The 16905-nt window shown below is 62.8% G+C and carries 18 protein-coding genes; 12 read left to right on the forward strand and 6 right to left on the reverse strand.

Annotated features, from left to right (window positions below; translation table 11 throughout):
• Window positions 1-7 precede the first annotated feature (7 nt).
• From AC1DD7_RS16660 to AC1DD7_RS16670, 3 genes are read left to right on the forward strand one after another with little or no spacing between them, the layout of a single operon-like run.
• Window positions 8-340: a thiamine-binding protein gene (locus AC1DD7_RS16660; RefSeq protein WP_477515851.1), complete on the forward strand. Its 333-nt coding sequence runs from the start codon at window positions 8-10 to the stop codon at window positions 338-340.
• Between the two features lie 39 nt (window positions 341-379).
• A complete protein-coding gene (locus tag AC1DD7_RS16665) occupies window positions 380-1051 on the forward strand; it encodes an O-methyltransferase (protein ID WP_477515852.1) in 672 nt (223 codons plus the stop codon).
• A 3-nt stretch (window positions 1052-1054) separates the two neighbouring features.
• Complete coding sequence (locus AC1DD7_RS16670) at window positions 1055-1558, forward strand: N-acetyltransferase family protein (protein ID WP_477515853.1); 504 nt, start codon at window positions 1055-1057, stop codon at window positions 1556-1558.
• Between the two features lie 18 nt (window positions 1559-1576).
• Here the strand turns inward: AC1DD7_RS16670 and AC1DD7_RS16675 are convergent, their stop codons facing one another.
• Window positions 1577-1831, reverse strand: a complete 255-nt coding sequence (locus AC1DD7_RS16675; protein WP_477515854.1) for a hypothetical protein — start codon at window positions 1829-1831, stop codon at window positions 1577-1579.
• A gap of 119 nt (window positions 1832-1950) precedes the next feature.
• Between AC1DD7_RS16675 and AC1DD7_RS16680 the strand changes: the two genes are divergently transcribed.
• Window positions 1951-2868, forward strand: coding sequence for a spermidine synthase (locus AC1DD7_RS16680; RefSeq protein ID WP_477515855.1), 918 nt, complete (start codon window positions 1951-1953; stop codon window positions 2866-2868).
• Here AC1DD7_RS16680 and AC1DD7_RS16685 read toward each other — a convergent pair.
• On the reverse strand, window positions 2857-3747 hold the full coding sequence (locus AC1DD7_RS16685) for a LysR family transcriptional regulator (protein ID WP_477515856.1): 891 nt from the start codon (window positions 3745-3747) through the stop codon (window positions 2857-2859). The two genes, AC1DD7_RS16680 and AC1DD7_RS16685, sit on opposite strands and share 12 nt — an antisense overlap.
• A 149-nt stretch (window positions 3748-3896) precedes the next feature.
• Here AC1DD7_RS16685 and AC1DD7_RS16690 point away from each other — a divergent pair, with 149 nt between their 5' ends.
• Window positions 3897-5285: an MFS transporter gene (locus tag AC1DD7_RS16690; RefSeq protein WP_477515857.1), complete on the forward strand. Its 1389-nt coding sequence runs from the start codon at window positions 3897-3899 to the stop codon at window positions 5283-5285.
• A 4-nt stretch (window positions 5286-5289) separates the two neighbouring features.
• Window positions 5290-6039, forward strand: a complete 750-nt coding sequence (locus tag AC1DD7_RS16695) for a 3-hydroxybutyrate dehydrogenase (protein WP_477515858.1) — start codon at window positions 5290-5292, stop codon at window positions 6037-6039.
• Window positions 6040-6129: 90 nt separating this feature from the next.
• Here AC1DD7_RS16695 and AC1DD7_RS16700 read toward each other — a convergent pair whose 3' ends face one another.
• On the reverse strand, window positions 6130-6495 hold the full coding sequence (locus tag AC1DD7_RS16700; RefSeq protein WP_091464815.1) for a winged helix-turn-helix transcriptional regulator: 366 nt from the start codon (window positions 6493-6495) through the stop codon (window positions 6130-6132).
• A 106-nt stretch (window positions 6496-6601) separates the two neighbouring features.
• Between AC1DD7_RS16700 and AC1DD7_RS16705 the strand changes: the two genes are divergently transcribed.
• A complete protein-coding gene (locus tag AC1DD7_RS16705; protein ID WP_477515859.1) occupies window positions 6602-7465 on the forward strand; it encodes an SDR family oxidoreductase in 864 nt (287 codons plus the stop codon).
• Between the two features lie 80 nt (window positions 7466-7545).
• Here AC1DD7_RS16705 and AC1DD7_RS16710 read toward each other — a convergent pair whose 3' ends face one another.
• A complete protein-coding gene (locus tag AC1DD7_RS16710; protein ID WP_477515860.1) occupies window positions 7546-8982 on the reverse strand; it encodes an amino acid permease in 1437 nt (478 codons plus the stop codon).
• Between the two features lie 239 nt (window positions 8983-9221).
• Here AC1DD7_RS16710 and AC1DD7_RS16715 point away from each other — a divergent pair, with 239 nt between their 5' ends.
• Both AC1DD7_RS16715 and AC1DD7_RS16720 read left to right on the forward strand, forming a co-directional pair.
• A complete protein-coding gene (locus AC1DD7_RS16715; protein ID WP_477515861.1) occupies window positions 9222-10424 on the forward strand; it encodes an ALF repeat-containing protein in 1203 nt (400 codons plus the stop codon).
• Complete coding sequence (locus AC1DD7_RS16720) at window positions 10360-11295, forward strand: hypothetical protein (protein ID WP_477515862.1); 936 nt, start codon at window positions 10360-10362, stop codon at window positions 11293-11295. Before AC1DD7_RS16715 ends, AC1DD7_RS16720 begins: the two co-directional genes overlap by 65 nt.
• A 7-nt stretch (window positions 11296-11302) precedes the next feature.
• Here AC1DD7_RS16720 and AC1DD7_RS16725 read toward each other — a convergent pair whose 3' ends face one another.
• Both AC1DD7_RS16725 and AC1DD7_RS16730 read right to left on the reverse strand, forming a co-directional pair.
• Complete coding sequence (locus AC1DD7_RS16725) at window positions 11303-12412, reverse strand: ATP-binding protein (protein ID WP_431117688.1); 1110 nt, start codon at window positions 12410-12412, stop codon at window positions 11303-11305.
• 114 nt (window positions 12413-12526) lie between these two features.
• The gene (locus AC1DD7_RS16730) at window positions 12527-13198 is read right to left on the reverse strand and encodes an alpha/beta fold hydrolase (RefSeq protein ID WP_477515863.1); all 672 of its coding nucleotides are present in this window, start codon (window positions 13196-13198) and stop codon (window positions 12527-12529) included.
• A gap of 102 nt (window positions 13199-13300) precedes the next feature.
• On the opposite strand from AC1DD7_RS16730, the gene AC1DD7_RS16735 reads away from it, so the two are divergent.
• From AC1DD7_RS16735 to AC1DD7_RS16745, 3 genes are all read left to right on the forward strand, one after another.
• On the forward strand, window positions 13301-14287 hold the full coding sequence (locus AC1DD7_RS16735; RefSeq protein ID WP_477515923.1) for an ABC transporter ATP-binding protein: 987 nt from the start codon (window positions 13301-13303) through the stop codon (window positions 14285-14287).
• A gap of 1 nt (window position 14288) precedes the next feature.
• Window positions 14289-15911 (forward strand): ABC transporter permease, encoded by a 1623-nt coding sequence (locus AC1DD7_RS16740; RefSeq protein ID WP_477515864.1) that lies wholly within the window; start codon window positions 14289-14291, stop codon window positions 15909-15911.
• Window positions 15912-16083: 172 nt separating this feature from the next.
• Complete coding sequence (locus AC1DD7_RS16745) at window positions 16084-16890, forward strand: IclR family transcriptional regulator (RefSeq protein ID WP_216922359.1); 807 nt, start codon at window positions 16084-16086, stop codon at window positions 16888-16890.
• The last annotated feature ends 15 nt before the right edge of the window (window positions 16891-16905 follow it).

A 16905-nucleotide genomic window follows, 5' to 3' on the forward strand; every position in this document is an offset into this window, starting at 1 on the left:
GGATTTCATGTTGCTTGCATTCTCAGTCGCCCCTTCAGGCCAGCCCGCATCCGCCACCAACGGCGGACCCGCCCCCGACGCCTCCGTGCACGACGCCGTCGCCGCTGCGGTTAAGATCGTCCGGGAATCCGGATTGCCGAATCAGACGGACTCCATGTTCACTACCATCGAAGGCGAATGGGACGAGGTCTTTGACGTCGTTAAGCGGGCCACGGAGGCCGTGGGCCGCTTCGGCAGCCGCGTCTCCTTGGTGATCAAAGCGGACATCCGGCCCGGTTACAGCGGTGAGCTGACTGGCAAGGTGGAGCGTTTGGAAGAAGCTATTTCCACCACGGACTAGCTCTTTCCCCTGTCAGTGACCAGTGCAAGACTGGGGGCCATGATTGAACACGTGGCTGAACCCGGTTGGATTGACGTCGAGCATTACCTGACTGACGTCGTCGTGCGTCCTGATCCTGCCCATAAGCGCGCCCTGACATCTGCAGTCGAGGCGGGCATGCCACAGATTGAAGTGGCGCCGAACGCCGGCAAGCTGCTCAAGATGCTGGTGCAGTTATCCGGTGCAAGGCACGTCCTGGAGATTGGCACCTTGGCCGGTTTCAGCAGTATCTGGATGGCGCAGGGGCTTCCCGACGACGGCAGGCTGGTGACGTGCGAGTACCTCCAAAAGCATGCTGACGTCGCGCGGGCGAATGTGGACGCGGCCGGAGTGGGGCACAAGGTGGACATCAGGGTGGGTGCCGCTTTGGACACGCTTCCCACACTGGTAAACGAGGAATCGTTCGATTTTGTGTTCATCGACGCCGACAAGGAGAACGACGCCAACTACCTTGACTGGGCCATCCGTCTTGGCCACCCGGGCACGGTGATCGTGATCGACAATGTCATCTGGGACGGCTCAATCCTGGAGCCTGAGCGGGACGAGGTAAACGCGCCGGGCATCGTCAAAGCCTTGGAAACGCTGGGCCAGGACCCGCGTCTTGATGCCACCGCAATCCAGACTGTGGGCAGCAAGGGCTGGGACGGCTTCGCTATCGCCCGAGTGCGGTAGCCGATGGATTTCACGCTGCGCCCGGCAACGGTTGACGACGCCGAAGCCATGACCATCATGCATGTCCAGTCGTGGCGGGAAAGTTATGGGCATCTGCTGCCGCCGGAATTCTTCGTAAAGCAGGAAGCTGCCCTGCCGGACAGGATCGAGAGGTACAGGGCGTCGATCGCGGCAGGCCATCCGCGGATGCTGGCCCATGATCCCGATGGTGGATTGGTAGGGATTGCGGCTTCAGGACCCGGAAGGGACGAGGACAGCCCCTGCGACGTGGAGCTGTTCATGCTCTACACCCTCCAACGGATTCATGGCCGCGGTGTGGGTCAGGCGCTGTTGGATGCGCTCCTGGGTGACGGTCCGGCATATCTGTGGGTCCTGGACGATAATCCGCGGGCCCAGGCCTTTTACCGCCGCAACGGCTTCGTGCCCGACGGCAAGCGGCAGCTTTGCGACCCCTCGTGGTACTCACTTCCGGAACATCGGATGGTGCGGCCCGCCGTCGGGATTTAACGTCTGGAGACCGAGCCGTCAGGCGTTGGGCGTTGCCCGCTCATGGTGGCGTGGCCTGGTACGCCGGGCAGCGCGTGGCTTGGCAAGGAGATGGCGTAGCCGTCCTTGCCGGGCTACTGGTGCCGGTTCCGTGTTGCCGGGTGGTTCCTCCTCGAGGGGTTCCTCCAGGAGGCTGGGCGGTTTGGGCACCCGGGCAATCAGTAGGCAGACCACGGTCAGCCAGGCGAACGCGACCGTAAACACCTCCACCCAAACCGATCCCAAAGCTTCCATGAAGAGATCTTATGGCCCAATGACACTAAATGGTAAGCACCCTTATTAAATGCTCCCGTGGAACGCGATGATGCGCTCCTCCACTAGGCTGGAACCATGACTCAGGCAGGGCGGTTTTAGTGGCCAAACCCGGTAAATCCAGCAAGGCAGGCAAGTCCGGCCGGGCGGGAAGGTCGACGGCGGGAGTCATCGAGGTGCCTCACGGCACCCGGCCTGACGGTCCGGTAGAAGGCGTCTATTACATCGACACCGGCGACTGCGAACTGCTTCCCGATCCTGACAACAACAACGGCTGGCTCCTGAAGATCAATGGCGTGCTGAGCTCGCACATTGACCTCGCCGATCCACTGTTCCTCGACTTCGAATACATGCGCTGGATTGCTGCGCTGGTGGAATCGAGATGGCCGAGGGAGGCCAAGCCAAAACTCCGTGTCCTGCACCTGGGTGGGGGAGCGTGTTCCATGGCGCGATACTTCAACGCGGCGTACCCGGATGCGCGGCAAGTGGTTGTGGAGCTCGATGGGAAGCTCGCCGAGTACGTCCGCGCCTGGTTCGAACTCCCCAAGGCGCCGCTGCTGCGGATCCGCGTCGGTGAAGCACGGGAAGTGACCGAGTCCCTGACCCCTGATACGCGGGACCTCATCATCCGGGACGTCTTCGCCGGAGCCTTCACGCCGCGCGCCCTCACCACCCGCGAGTTCAACACCCACGCCGACGCCGTCCTGGCCCCCGATGGCTTGTACGTGGTCAACTCGGGCGACGCGCCGGATCTGAAGAATGCACGCGCTGATGCTGCGACCATCGCCGATACTTTTGAGCACACCATGATCATCGCGGACCCCGCCATGCTGAAAGGCCGCCGCTACGGAAACATGATCATGGCCGGCAGCCACGTGCCATTCGGCGACGACCCAACCCTGGCCCGCAAGCTCTTGGGCGGGGCCGTCCCTGCACACATCTGGAACGACGCCCAAGTGCGGGCCTTCGCCGCCGGGACCCCGGTTCGGCACGATCCGCCGGCGGCTTCAGCCCAGTAGCTCCTCGCGCCGCCCTTCCGTCTCCTCGCGCAGAGCCTGCACGACGGCGGCTACCGCTGGGCGGCGCATCGAGTCGGGGCGGAGGACCATCCAGTAGGGGAGCAGCTCGGCGAAGTCGGATGGCAGGAGCCGCACCAAATCTGCGTGGCGATCGGCCATGAAACACGGCAGGAATCCCACGCCTGCACCCGCCCTCGTCGCCTCCACATGCACGAACACGTTGGTGGAGCTCAGGCCATCGCGCATGGACGGGACGAGCCTCCGTGGAGCGTCCAGATCATCCACCTGGAGCATGGAATCCACGAAGTAGACCAACTGATGCTGCGTCAGTTCCTCAATGCTGCCCGGCGTGCCATTGTCCGCGAGGTAGTCCCGCGAGGCGTACATTCCCAGGCGGTACTCGCCCAGGCGGATTGCCTCTGCGCGGTGAACCTGTGGCGTCCCGACCACTACCTCGATGTCCAGGCCCGAGCGTTGCTGAAGCGCCCGCCGCGTCACGGTGACAATCTCAACGCTGAGCCCAGGATGGTCGCGTCTCAGTTTCGCCACGGCAGGCGCAGCTATATAGGCGCTGAAACCATCGGTTGCCGTCATGCGGACGACGCCGGTAATGGGGTCGGGTGCGCCGTCGCTGGGTCCCAGTGCGCCCACCGCAGATTCAATGCGTTCAGCGACCAGTACGGCCTCTGCCCCCAACTCCGTCACTTCCCAGCCGCCAGCGGCGCGCGCGAGGACGCGGCCGCCCAGAGCCTTTTCCAGCGCCGCTATCCTGCGCGAAACGGTGGTGTGGTTCAGGCCCAAGGCTTGCGCCGCCGTCGTGAATTTTCCTGAGCGTGAAACGGCCAGGAGGATGAGGAGATCGTCCGGATTGGGCTTCATATCTGCAATTCTGCACACACTCGGTGCCACTTTGGTCATTGAGGCCGGATGAATCTGCAGTAATACTCAGTGGAGCATTTCGTGTTGTGGATCACAGCATGCATCAGGGCACTGTCAAAAGGGTCAACGAGGACACTGAGGAGATGGATATGAGCGTAGAGCAGCGCTCCACATCAAAGGCCGGGAACCAATCCGGCAAGGGCTCCGGCCTTAAGAAGATCGTCGCTGCGTCCATGGTGGGCACAGTGGTGGAGTGGTACGAGTTCTTCCTGTACGCCACCGCCGCGACGCTGGTTTTCGGCAAATACTTTTTCCCAAGCACCGGCAACGAATTGGACGGCATCATCCAGGCGTTCCTGACCTACGCGGTTGGCTTCGTGGCCCGCCCGCTCGGCGGAATCGTCTTCGGCCAGATCGGCGACAAACTGGGTCGCAAGCCCACGCTCCAGCTGACCATTGTGATCGTGGGCGTCTCCACGTTCCTCATGGGCTGCCTCCCTGGCTTCGCCGAGCTGGGCTACTTTGCACCGGCCATGCTGGTGGCGCTTCGCTTCATCCAGGGCTTCGCGCTCGGTGGCGAATGGGGAGGTGCCGTGCTCCTGGTAGCTGAACACAGCCCCAACAAGTCGCGCGGCTTCTGGTCATCCTGGCCGCAGGCGGCAGTGCCCGTGGGTAACCTCCTGGCCACGCTGGTCCTGTTCATCATGTCCACCACCCTGAGCAGCGAGGCATTCCTCGGCTGGGGCTGGCGGGTCGCCTTCTGGCTGTCCGCAGTGATCGTCTTCGTCGGCTACTACATCCGCACCCACGTCACGGAGGCACCCATCTTCCTCGAAGCCAAGGCCCAGGTGGAGGAATCCAAGGCCATCAGCTACGGCGTTGGCGAAGTCATCCGCAAATACCCCAAGGGCATCCTGCAGGCCATGGGTCTCCGCTTCGCCGAGAACATCATGTACTACCTGGTGGTCAGCTTCGCAATCGTCTACCTCAAGAGCGTCCATAAGTACGACACGTCATCGCTGCTGCTCGCATTGCTTATTGCGCACGTGATCCACTTCCTGGTCATCCCGCAGGTTGGACGTCTTGTTGACGCCTGGGGTCGCAAGCCCGTGTACCTGGTAGGTGCCATCGCCGGCGCAACATGGCCGTTCTTCGCATTCCCAATGTTCGATACCAAAAACGCCGTGGTGATCGTGTTGGCGGTGACCATCGGCCTATGCCTGCACGCGTTCATGTACGCAGGCCAGCCCGCAATTATGTCCGAGCTCTTCCCCACCCGCATGCGCTACTCCGGTGTTTCGCTCGGCTCACAGGTTACGTCGATCTTCGCAGGGTCCCTCGCTCCGCTGCTGGCAACGCAGTGGCTCAAGGACACCGGCTCCTGGCTCCCCACCGCGATTTACCTCGTCATCGCCTGCGCGGTCACCGTCGTCGCCGTCGTTTCGCTGAAGGAAACCAAGGGCATCGCGCTGCAGGACGTGGACGAAGCCGACGCCGTGCGACACGGTCTGACTACGTCTTCACCTTCGAAAGGCTAGTTCCATGGACAACTCCTTGAACGGGCGCAAAGCACTGGTCACCGGTGCTGCGAGCGGAATCGGCGCAGCCTGCGCCCGTGCGCTCGCAGCCCGCGGGGCGAAGGTGGTAGTGGCCGACGTCGATGCCTCCGGGGCTGCGGCTCTCGCCGACGAGCTGGGCGGCACGGCGTGGATAGTGGACCTGTTGGACGTCGATGCCCTGGCCGCCCTCAGCCTTGACTGCGACATCCTGGTCAACAACGCCGGCATCCAGAAAATAGCGCCGATCGAGGAGTTCGAACCTGCTGAATTCAGGCGGATACTCGCCCTGATGCTGGAGGCTCCTTTCCTCCTCATCCGGGCCGCACTCCCACACATGTACGCCAATGGGTTCGGCCGGATCATCAACATCTCCTCGGTTCACGGGCTCCGGGCTTCGGCCTACAAGAGTGCGTACGTCTCCGCGAAACATGGCCTCGAAGGGCTCAGCAAAGTCACTGCCTTGGAGGGCGGTGAGCGCGGAGTGACGTCCAACTGCATCAACCCCGGGTACGTCCGCACGCCCTTGGTGGAGCGACAAATCGCCGATCAAGCCCGGCTCCACGGCATCCCCGAGGCAGAGGTCCTGGCCAAGGTGATGCTGACGGAGTCGGCAGTAAAGCGGCTGGTGGAGGTTGAGGAAGTCGCGTCGTTGGCAGCCTGGATGGCCTCCGACGACGCCGGTATGGTCACCGGCGCGAGCTACACCATGGACGGCGGGTGGTCGGCCCGGTAACCCCCACCATCCCTTCGCCGAGGTGACAGTTAGTGCCAATGTTCCGCGCGAACATTGGCACTAACTGTAGTTTCGGCGCGGAGATCCAGGCTAACTTTGGCCGCCGATGATTGCCTCGGCATTATCAAAGGCCCAGGTCACCAGGGGTATAAGGAGTGCCGTGAGCTCGCGGCCGCGTTCAGTCAGGCTGTAGTCCACGCGCGGCGGGATGACGGGTTGTGCGTCGCGGCGTACCAGCCCGTCCCGTTCGAGCGTTTTCAGGGTTTGGGCCAGCATTTTTTCGCTGACGCCCTCAGCACGTCGGCGCAGTTCGCTCCATCGCTGATCGCCTTCGGAAAGCGAAAGCAGGATCAGCACTCCCCATTTGCTGGTGATGTGATCCAGTACTGTCCGGCTGGGGCAGCCGGCAGGGAAGACGCCGTCGGCGACGGTGGCCGGGAGGGTACTTACTTTCATGTCAGTACCTTACCTTAAAGTGCGTACTCTCTTTCGGGAAGTTATCTGCGGAAGCGTTGGTTGTGATCGGTGACCGTCCCATTAATTTCCTTGAAAGGAACCAGTCATGAGCATCGTCATTACCGGAGCAACAGGCCAGCTGGGCCGTCACGTCATAGAGGCCCTCCTTGAACGCAATGTTCCGGCTGACAGCATTGTCGCCACCGGGCGCTCCATCGAAAGGCTGTCCAATTTCGTTGCGCGCGGCGTTCGCGCCGCTGCAATGGACTACGACGACGCTGCGTCGGTCGCCCAGGCGCTTAAAGGTGCCACCAAGGTCCTTCTCATATCGGGAAGCGCCGTCGGCCAGCGGGTAGAGCAGCACCGCACGGTTATCGAGGCGGCAAAAGCCGAGGGTGTGGAGCTTCTCGCCTACACCAGCATTGCCAACGCAGACACCACCCGCATGAAGCTGGCTACAGAGCACCAGGCCACTGAATCCATCCTCAAAGAATCCGGCGTCCCCTTCGTCCTCCTTCGCAACAGCTGGTACATCGAGAACTACACCGACCAGTTGCCGGGAACACTGGCGCAGGGCGCGCTTGCGGGCAGTGCCGGAAACGGCAAGGTTAGCGGTGCCTCCCGCGCAGACTACGCGCAAGCTGCGGCCGCGGTTCTGGTTGCGGAGCACCAGGCCGGCAAGATCTACGAGTTGGGCGGTGACGAGGCATTTACCTTGGACGAGCTGGCCGCCGAAATTAGCGCTGCATCAGGCAAGTCCATCGAATACCGCGACCTCCCGGCAGACCAATACGCCGATCTCCTGACGGGCGCAGGGGTGCCGGAAGGCTTCGCACAGATCCTGGCCGACACCGATCTGGGCATTGGCCGCGGCGACCTTTTGGTGACCACCGGTGATCTGAGGAAACTGATCGGGCGCCCGGCAACTGCCTTGTCCGAGGCCGTGCGCTCCGCTGCTGCTGCCATCTGAGCCGAGCCCCCTCACGAGCTGACAGTTAATGCCAATGTTCCGCGCGAACATTGGCATTAACTGCAGTTTAGGCGCGGGTATCAGGCCGTCTCGTCCACGAGCTCTGCACGACGCAGGCCACCACCGCGAACCCATAGCTTGTAAGCGACGAACAGGAGGATCAGCCAGGTACCGCCGACATATAGGGCTACCCGCGTATCCTCGAAGACCCCGAGGATCACGATCACCATAGCCATGAACGCCATGGTCAGGATCGACGCTGCCGGCCACAGGGGCGAACCGAATTCCGATGCCGGAAGCCCCTTGCGCTTGATCTCCCCCTTCATGGCAACGTGCGAAGCAAGGATCATCACCCAAACCCACACTGTGGCGAACGTAGCAATCGAGGCGATCAGCACGAACACGTCTTCGGGAATCACGGCATTTAGCAGGACGCCCACCAGCAGGATTCCGCCCATCATCACCACGGTCATCCAGGGGACGCCGTGCCTGGAGATCTTGCCGAAGCTCTTCGGAGCATGACCTTGCTGGGCAAGACCGAACAGGATGCGGCCGGCTCCAAAGATGTCGCTGTTGATAGCGGAAAGGGCCGCAGTGATGACCACGGCATTAAGGATGTGCGGTGCAGCAGGGATACCCAGGCCGTCGAAGATCTGCACGAACGGGCTGCCGCTGCTGCCGATTTCGTTCCACGGGAAGATGCTCATCAACACGCCCAGGGTCAGGACGTAGAACAGCAGGACGCGGACTGGCACAGTGTTGACTGCCTGCGGGATGACCTTTTTGGGATCGGCAGCTTCGCCAGCGGTAATGCCGATTGTTTCGATCCCACCGAAAGCAAACATCACGACGGCGAACGCGGCCAGGAGCCCTTCGAAACCGTTCGGGAACAAACCGCCGTGGTTAACCAGGTTCCCCAACCCCGGTGCCACACCGCCGCCGTCGCCCGTTTGGAAGCCGAAAACGACGATTGCTGCGCCTCCGACGATCATGGCGATAATCGCCACCACCTTGATCAGCGAGAACCAGAACTCCAGTTCACCGAAGACCTTCACGCTCAACAGGTTCATGGCACCGAGGAAGAGAATGATCGCGAGGACCCAGATCCAGCGGTCCACCTGTGGGAACCAGAAGCCCATATAGATGCTGAAGGCTGTGACGTCGGCAATGGCCACAATCGCCATCTCGAACACGTACGTCCAGCCGGTAACGAAGCCGGCGAACGGTCCAAGGTACTTGCTCGCGTATTGGCCGAATGAGCCGGAGACGGGGTGTCGGACGGCCATTTCGCCAAGTGCGCGCATCACCATGAAAACGGCTGCGCCGCCGATGATGTAGGCCAAAAGGACGGCGGGGCCGGCCTTCTGTATGGCGGAAGCAGAACCGTAAAACAGTCCCGTGCCGATCGCGGATCCGAGTGCCATAAAGCGGATGTGACGGACGTTGAGGCCACGGCTCAGTGCCGTACCGGCGGCTTGGAGGACGGTGTCCTTCGAAGCCAGCATGGTTTGTTGCATGGTAAAACCTTCTCGTCTTTGGGAGGGGATCGCTATCCAGCAGATCACTTTTGGCCGCCCTGTGATTGGCCTCACGGGGGTTTGGTGTCTTTGATCGCAGACAGTGCGACAGGAGTCACAGTCGAATCTCAGATACGATGTCCGCGGACAGCTAGTCACCTCGACAGGTACTTCTTGAAGCCTCATCGCCGCCGGATGGCTCGGACACTGTCATCGCATCTTTCTTGGGGGACTCTTTGATGTCTGTTTTCGGCGCTGCTTCCATCCGTGCTGCCCGCCATCGTTGGACCGCGGCCATTGTTGCCTTGATGGCTGGGGCATCACTGCTCTTCGCAGCCCCCGCCCAGGCGCATGACGTTCCTGACTTTGAGATTCCCCTCGCCTCACAGGCTCCTGTTCCGTTCGTAGCGCGGGCTGTTAATGCGGCCGGTGTCCTTGATCTGTGGAGGACAGGTGGCCCGGCGACACGGGCGGCGGCCCAGCTTGCCTTGGTGGGCGGGCCCGCAGCCGTGCAGGCATTCCTTGACGGCGGACAGGACCTTGCGCTGGCAACGGACCGCAAGGAGCTGGTAACCAAGCCGACGAAGCGGGGAAGCGCGCACGTACGGTCTTCCGCGGAAGCGGCTCTCATCTCCGATGCCGCAACGGTTGCCTTCTTGTCCGAGGGCTGGGCGGGTGCCTGGGAACTTGATCTGAGGATCACTGCGACATGGTTCCTGGACTCGGAGGGAGCAATCCGCAAGGCCGCTTCCGACAGTTTGGACGCCGGCGGGGAAGCCATCGAGCAGTTCGTGCTTGAGGGCTGGCGGAAGATCGCCCAAGGCCAGGATCGGGAGGCGGTTTACTACCTGACTAATTCACCCGTGCCTGAGGTAACTCTCGGAGCTCAGGCGGCCCTCGATACGAACAGCCCTGATGCAATCGCTGACTTCCTGCGCTACGGGCAGTTTCTCGTCTCAGACCATCACACTGAGTCAGAGGCAATAGCCGCGCTGCTGCAGCAGGTCAAGGCAGACGTCGCAGCCAACCCGAACGGGGCTGCCGTCGCGGCTGAGAGGGCGAGGACCGCCGTCGGGCAGGCTCGGAGCACTGCAGCTGCTGCCAGATCGGCGGACTCATCGCGCCTCATCGCGGACAGGGACTTCCTTTCATCGTTGGCCTCGCCTCGGCAGACCACGGACATGGCGCTGCTGACATCCGAGGAGCCAGCAAAGGCCGCCTTCGCGAAGGCGGCCCGCGAAACTCCGGAGCTACTGGCAACCCTTACTGCACCGGGAACCGATCTCGATGCCCACATCAAGGAAGCCCGCCAAGCCACGCTGGATCTGGCGCTCACCGGCACCCCGAAGGTGAAGAAGGCCGCCGAGGCCGCTCTGCTTGGCGGGGAACCCCGCGATCAAGGCCTTCATCTCCAGTGGCTACGCGGCGGCGATCAAACTTGATGGCTCGGCTTTGGGCGCGGACCGGCAGCGTGTCTACCAGCTTCTCCACCTTGGCGCTGGGCATGTAAACGCAGCCGCCGACGCCGCTCTCAGTTCCGCCAACCACGCGGATGTCCGCTACTTCCTGGAATACGGATTCGATCAAGCGCTGCACCTGGATAGTCGGGTCCAAGCGACGTTCGCCTTGGATTCAACACCGGAGATGCGGGCAGCTTCCAGTGTCGCCCTCGACGGCAGTCGGGCCGACCTTCAGGCCTTTATGATTGGCGGAAAAGCCGCCGCCGCCGAGCGTGACAAGGCCACGGCCGCCCACGTAGCGTTGGTCAACGCGACGATCGCCGAACTCGCCGGACTGGCAGACAAAGCAGCGCTCGACGCCGGGACGGCGGCCGACGCTGCCAAGTCGGCTGAGGCGGCACGGCAGGCAGAAGCGGCACGGCAGGCGGAGGCCGCGCGGCAGGCACGAGCAGTCCAAGCTGCTGAAGGAGCGCTACCGCTTAGTGGCGTGCCGCAGGTCGCCGTTCACCAGTTGACCGGATCAGCCCCGGCCCCGGCCCCGGCGCTGGTGCCGTGGCAATCGGCACCCGCCGTCGTGATCCCCGCAACGGGCGAGACGGGTGCGTTAGCCACTGGCCTACCCGCGCTTCCCCCTCCTCCGGCTGGCAGCGCAAATCCGGGTGACATCGTGTCCGTGGAGCCGGAAGCCCAGGAAGCCGCCACAGCTTCCAACACGTCACAAGGCTTGAACGCTTGGACTATCGGGTTGATTGCGTTGCTGGTCGCTGCGGCGGCCGGTGGAATCACGCTCGTTCTGCGCCGGAAAACGTCGGCAAGTGCAGCGCTGGAGACGTCGGTCAAGGCCCAGCCTTAGGCGTGCCCTAGTGACGGGGATTCTTCCGCAGGTATTCCCGTAGCCCCGGGATGGCAAAGACAACTTTGCCGTGACCGGCTGATTCGATGAGACCAGCATCCAGCAGTCGTGTGCGGTACTTGGCCACCAACGTGGGTCGCGAGCCAGTTCTCTGCACGATGTCGGCGATCGTCGAAATGTCATCGTCGATTGCCATGGCGTGTAGGAATTCCAGGTCCTTCGAGGACGCCGACGAAAGGGCAGCTTCAATCACAACGCGTTCGTTTCGTCGGATTGCTGCTTCTGTTGCCCGGTCGACAGCAGCCGGAGTAAGGGAATCGTCGTGGTTCTCAGCCTCCCTCCAGAGAAAGTAGCCGACCAATTGAATGAGGAATGGGTAGCCACCAGTCGCAACGGCGGCGCGGTGAATCTGGTCGGGAGCGATAGCTATGTCGGCCCGAGCGAATGTCTCGGTGAACGACGCTTCGACATCCCGTATCGCGGCGGCATGGAGATCAATCTTGTCGGCCCTGCGAAGAAAAGTAGCAACTCCCTCGTTCAGAAGGTCCGACACAGCCGAGGGTAGGCCAGCAAAAATCAGAGCTATTGGCAGCCGGTCTTGGATGAAGTGCTGTACGTTTGCAGCCAACTGGGCCAGTTCGGAACGGTCGGCGGCGTGGATCTCGTCCACTGTGATGAGGAGGCCAGTTCCGTTTGCGTCCAGAAGCTGGAGGAGGTTCTCTCCCAGCTCCCTCCAGTCGACCTGCCGTTCTGGTGATAGTTGCGTCGTAACGCCAAACCCAGCGACTGTGACTGCCGTGATGCGTCGTCGCGCGTCGGGTCCGTCCCCCAATTCTTGGGTAAGGCGACGCATCTTTTCACCTATGCGCCCCATGAACGTGCCGGTCGCCGTCTCCGAAATCACAGCCCAACCATGTTCCCTGGCTACATCGTGGGCTGCCCCGAGCATAACTGTCTTGCCGATGCCGCGGGCGCCGGTAAAGATGGACAGCAGGCCAGGAGCCCCGGAACCTAGCCTGAGGCCGTATTCAAACTCGTCCAGGAGCCCTGACCTGCCGATGATCTCCGGAGGGGTTGCCCCTGCCGTAGGGCGAAATGGGTTCTCTGTTATGACCATGGCCCGATCCTACAGGTGAATCTGGGTGAATTTGGTGAATTTGGATAACTGGGTGAATTTGGTGAACATCCCGCATTGGGACCGACCTCCCGCGGGCATCTCCGGCAGTGCGGCTCAGCCCCGCAGCAGGTACTTCGCTACGCCCTCCGGGTTTGCCAAGGCCAGCAGGTGGCCGCCTGCGATGACGTCGGGCGTGAGTCCTAAGCGTTCTTTGGCCACTCGGCGCTGGAATTCCACGGGAAAGAACCGGTCGTCCCTCCCGCTGAGTACCCTTGTTGCGATGCTGGGCCACTCCGTGAAGTCGCAGACTGATTCGAAGACCGCATTGGCTTCCGGCCGCTGATACGGTTCACCCGCTGCAGCGACGTCCGGTGGAACGTCGTGCAGGAAATCTGTGGCAACGTCGAACTCGGGACTGTAACCGTGGGCCGCAGCAGCGCTCTCCCTCGCGGCGTCCCAACCTGTGTTCGCCCACCAGTCGCCAGGGGTTTCGCCCGGCATTGGGATCATCGCGTTGACGAGGACGAGCTCGCGGATGATTGACGCACGGTCGCAGACCAACGGCGCGGTAAAACCGCCCAGTGATTGGGCCACGAGCACGACGTCGGTGCGGGCGCCAATGGCGTCCAGAACCAGTCGCGTGTACTCCGGCAGGCCAGCACGTTCGTCGTCCCCAGGGAGGTCGACCGCGACGGCCTCGTGTCCGGCACGCTCCAGCAGCGGAACCACCCGGCTCCAATACCAGGCTGTCCCGCCGGCTCCCGGGATCAGGACGAACGTACTCACGGCAGTTCGGGCCGCACGCAGTGGCGAGGGTGAAACACGGTGGAATTCATGTCCCTATTGTCTTCCTTCACAGGGGCGCCGATTCTGCGTAACGTCGGCTCCATGGACCCTGTCATCCAGACCACCGATCTCCATAAGAATTTCGGCCGGGTCAAGGCACTGGACGGCCTCGACCTCGAAGTCCCCGCGGGGCAAGTCCACGGGTTCCTCGGCCCGAACGGTGCTGGGAAGTCCACTACGCTGCGTATCCTGCTGGGCCTGGCACGGGCCTCGTCCGGCAGTGCGAGAGTCCTTGGATTGCACCCATGGGCTGACGCCGTTGAACTCCACCGGCGTGTTGCCAGCGTCCCGGGCGATGTCAGCATCTGGCCGAATCTCTCAGGGGGAGAGGCCGTTGATTTCCTCTCGCGGCTTCGGGACGGCGGGACAGATCGCGCTGGGTATCGACGCAACAAGGAGCGCTTGTGCCAGCTCTTCGACTTTGACCCCACCAAGAAGGGCCGTGCCTACTCGAAGGGAAATCGCCAGAAGGTTGCGCTCATCGCAGCCTTGGTTGCCGACGCCGAGGTCTACCTTCTGGACGAGCCGACAAGCGGCCTGGATCCCCTCATGGAGGCCGTCTTTACTCGCGAGATCCGGAGGCTCGTCGCCGAGAAAGGGGCCACTGTCCTTCTTTCCAGCCACATTCTCTCCGAGGTGGAACAGCTTGCCGATAGTGTCAGCATCATCCGGGCAGGTCGGATCGTTGACGGCGGGACTCTGGACTCCCTGCGCCACCTGACCCGCACAGGGATCTCTTTCGCGCAGGACCAGGTGGACGTCCAAGCCCTCCAAAGCCTTTCCCAAGTCCACGACCTCACCTTGGCCGCAGGCCGGATCAAGTTCAATGCCGATTCGGACCGTGTCCACGAGGTCCTGCCGCTTCTTGGCCGTCTGGGAGTTCAGGGCCTGCTGGTCGCTCCACCGTCGCTGGAAGAGTTGTTCCTCCGGCACTATGGGGATGCCCTTCCGCCGCAATCAGAAGAAGTGAAGCCCGACGGCGGCACTCACCATGGGCGGAGCCGCCCGCCCGCTGGGACGGGCCCTTGAGATGAGCCGCTTTCTTGACTTGTATTGGCAGCGGCTCCGCCGCGACCGTTGGCAACTCCTGAGCTGGGTTGCTTCCATCGGTGCGCTCGCATTTTTCGCCACAACAGCAGTGGCTTCGGCATACGGCGACGATGCTTCCCGCGCCGAGATCCTGCATGTTGCCACGGCGACTCCTGCCATTTTGATCCTCCGCGGACTGGTCCGGGGCCCCGCTCTGGATGCGTTTACGTTTTTCCAGATCTTCGCCTTCTTGGGTGTCCTCGCTGGGCTGATGAACACTTTCATGGCAGTGCGGCATACGCGTGCCGAAGAGGAAGCGGGCCGGGCTGAGCTCGTCGCGTCCACGGCCGCGGGCCGTTGGATGCCGCTGACGGCGACCGTGACTCATGGGCTCGTTGGAAACGTACTGGTGGCCGCGGCAGTCACGTTCGGCTTTATCTCCGGCGGGCTCGATGCCGCGGGCTCGCTGGTTGCCGGTCTTGCGGCCGGAGCCATTGGATGGGCGTTTCTCACGGTCGGATTGCTCGCGTCCGAGTTCATGAGTACCTCGCGTGGGGCGAACGGAGCGGCGGCAGGGCTGGTGGTCGCCGCCTATCTTCTGCGTGGTTTCGGGGACGCGACCGGCGACGTCAGCCAGGACGGCCTGACGGTAACGGCAGCTTGGCCGAGCTGGGTTTCGCCCATCGGCTGGGGGCAGCAGACTTTTGCCTACACAGGAAACCGATGGTGGCCCCTGCTGCTTCCGCTGGGCCTTGGCATCGCATGCGTCTCACTGACCGCCGTCATCATGTCCAAGCGCGATGTAGGCGCGAGCGTGCTGGCCGGACGACGAGGCCGGACGAACGCCCGATCCTCGCTCCGCGGGCCCTTCGCCCTGGCACTACGACTCCAGCAGGGCGCGATCGTCAGCTGGTGCATTGGCGGGTTTATCGCAGGCCTGCTCACCGGCGCCCTGGGCGCTGCCATCCAGCAGGTCAGCATCACGAATTCCTCGGTCACGGCGATCCTTAGGGCCATGATCGAGGCGCAAGGCACATCCATGACAGAGTTGGTCATTGCTGTCCTCTTTGAGATCGGTGGCATCCTGGCGGCGGCCTGCGGACTCCAGGCCGTTCTGCGATTGCGGCAGGAGGAAGTGGCGGGCACTGCAGAACTGGTGCTCTCGCAACCACTCGGCCGCATTCGTTGGTTTGGCAGCTTTCTCGGCCTTGGGGCGGTCTCGGTGGTACTCGTCATGGTGTTCGCGGCGTTCGGTGCCTGGTATTCCTTGTTGGTCTCCGGTGAAACAGCCGTTGACGTGGGCAACGTGTGGGAGACTGCCGGTGCTCAAATCCCGGCTGCGCTGCTTTACTTGGCCTTGCCCGCTGCGGTTTTTGTAACCGTTCCGCGCGCTACTGTTCCGATCGGTTGGGCGTTGCTGGCGTTGGGCGTCGTGCTGGGTGTCTACGGCGGAATGCTGGGCTTCGACAAGACCCTCAGGGACATTTCGCCCTTCACGCACACGCCGGTGGTTACCACCACGGGAACCGATTGGAGCGGCGGCTTTTGGATGCTCGGGATTGGAGCGGCGCTAGTGGTGTTCGCGTTCGTCGCCGTACGGCGCCGGGAGGTTGGCACGGTCTGAGCCGCTCTAGACATAAGACCGGTAGTTAAGTCTGGTATTTCAGACACCGCATGGAGGGAGTGGTCTGGCGTTGCCGCACTTAACAGGGCACGCTTGAGTACGGGATACCGGACACATCGCCCCGGAGAGGCTGAACGGTGTCCGCTTCAGCAGTCTTGAGCAGTGAGGAACCATGACAACCACGCCACTGGCACCAGGCAAGGCCACGTCCAAGGTCCCTGCCGCCGAAAATACGCTGCGCATCCTGAAACTGTTGGCCTCCCGCCGGGGTCCGATGGCGGCGTCGAACATTGCGACGGCGCTCGGCTTGCCCCGCTCCAGCGTCTACCACCTGCTCGGTGTCATGGAGGCCAACGGCTTCGTCCTGCATCTGCACGAAGAGCAGCGCTACGGCCTCGGCATCAGCGCCTTTGAGCTCAGCTCGGCCTATTCGCGGCAGGAGCCCTTGTCGCGTCTCGGGCGGCCCATGTTGGCCTCGCTGGTGGACGTGATCGGCGAAAGCGCGCACCTGGCCGTGCTTCACGGTCGCGACGTCCTCTACATCGTGGAGGAACGCGCCAAGAACCGCCCAAGCCTGGTGACCGACGTCGGAGTCCGCCTGCCCAGCCACCTCACGGCGTCGGGCCGCGCAATCCTGGCCGCCCTGCCAAAGTCGCAGGTTCGCGCCCTTTACCCGAACGCCGCCGCCTTCACATCGCGCCACGAAGTGGAATTTCCGATCATGAAGTACTCCGCCCTGTCCTCCCATCTGGACCAGGTGCGGCAGCGTGGCTACGCCACGGAAAACGGCGAGATCACGCCCGGATTCGGCTCAATAGCCGCCGCTGTGACTGACCACGTTGGATGGCCGACGGCGGCAGTCGCCGTCACGTTCTTGGAGGACAAAGTGCCGGCTGAGCAATGGCCGGTACTGGCTGCGCGCATCCGCAAGGCTGCCGACGAATTATCGGTGCGCATTCACGGACGACCGGCTGGCTAGGCCGTTCGCATAGTG

Source organism: Paenarthrobacter sp. 10L412, assembly GCF_056395565.1.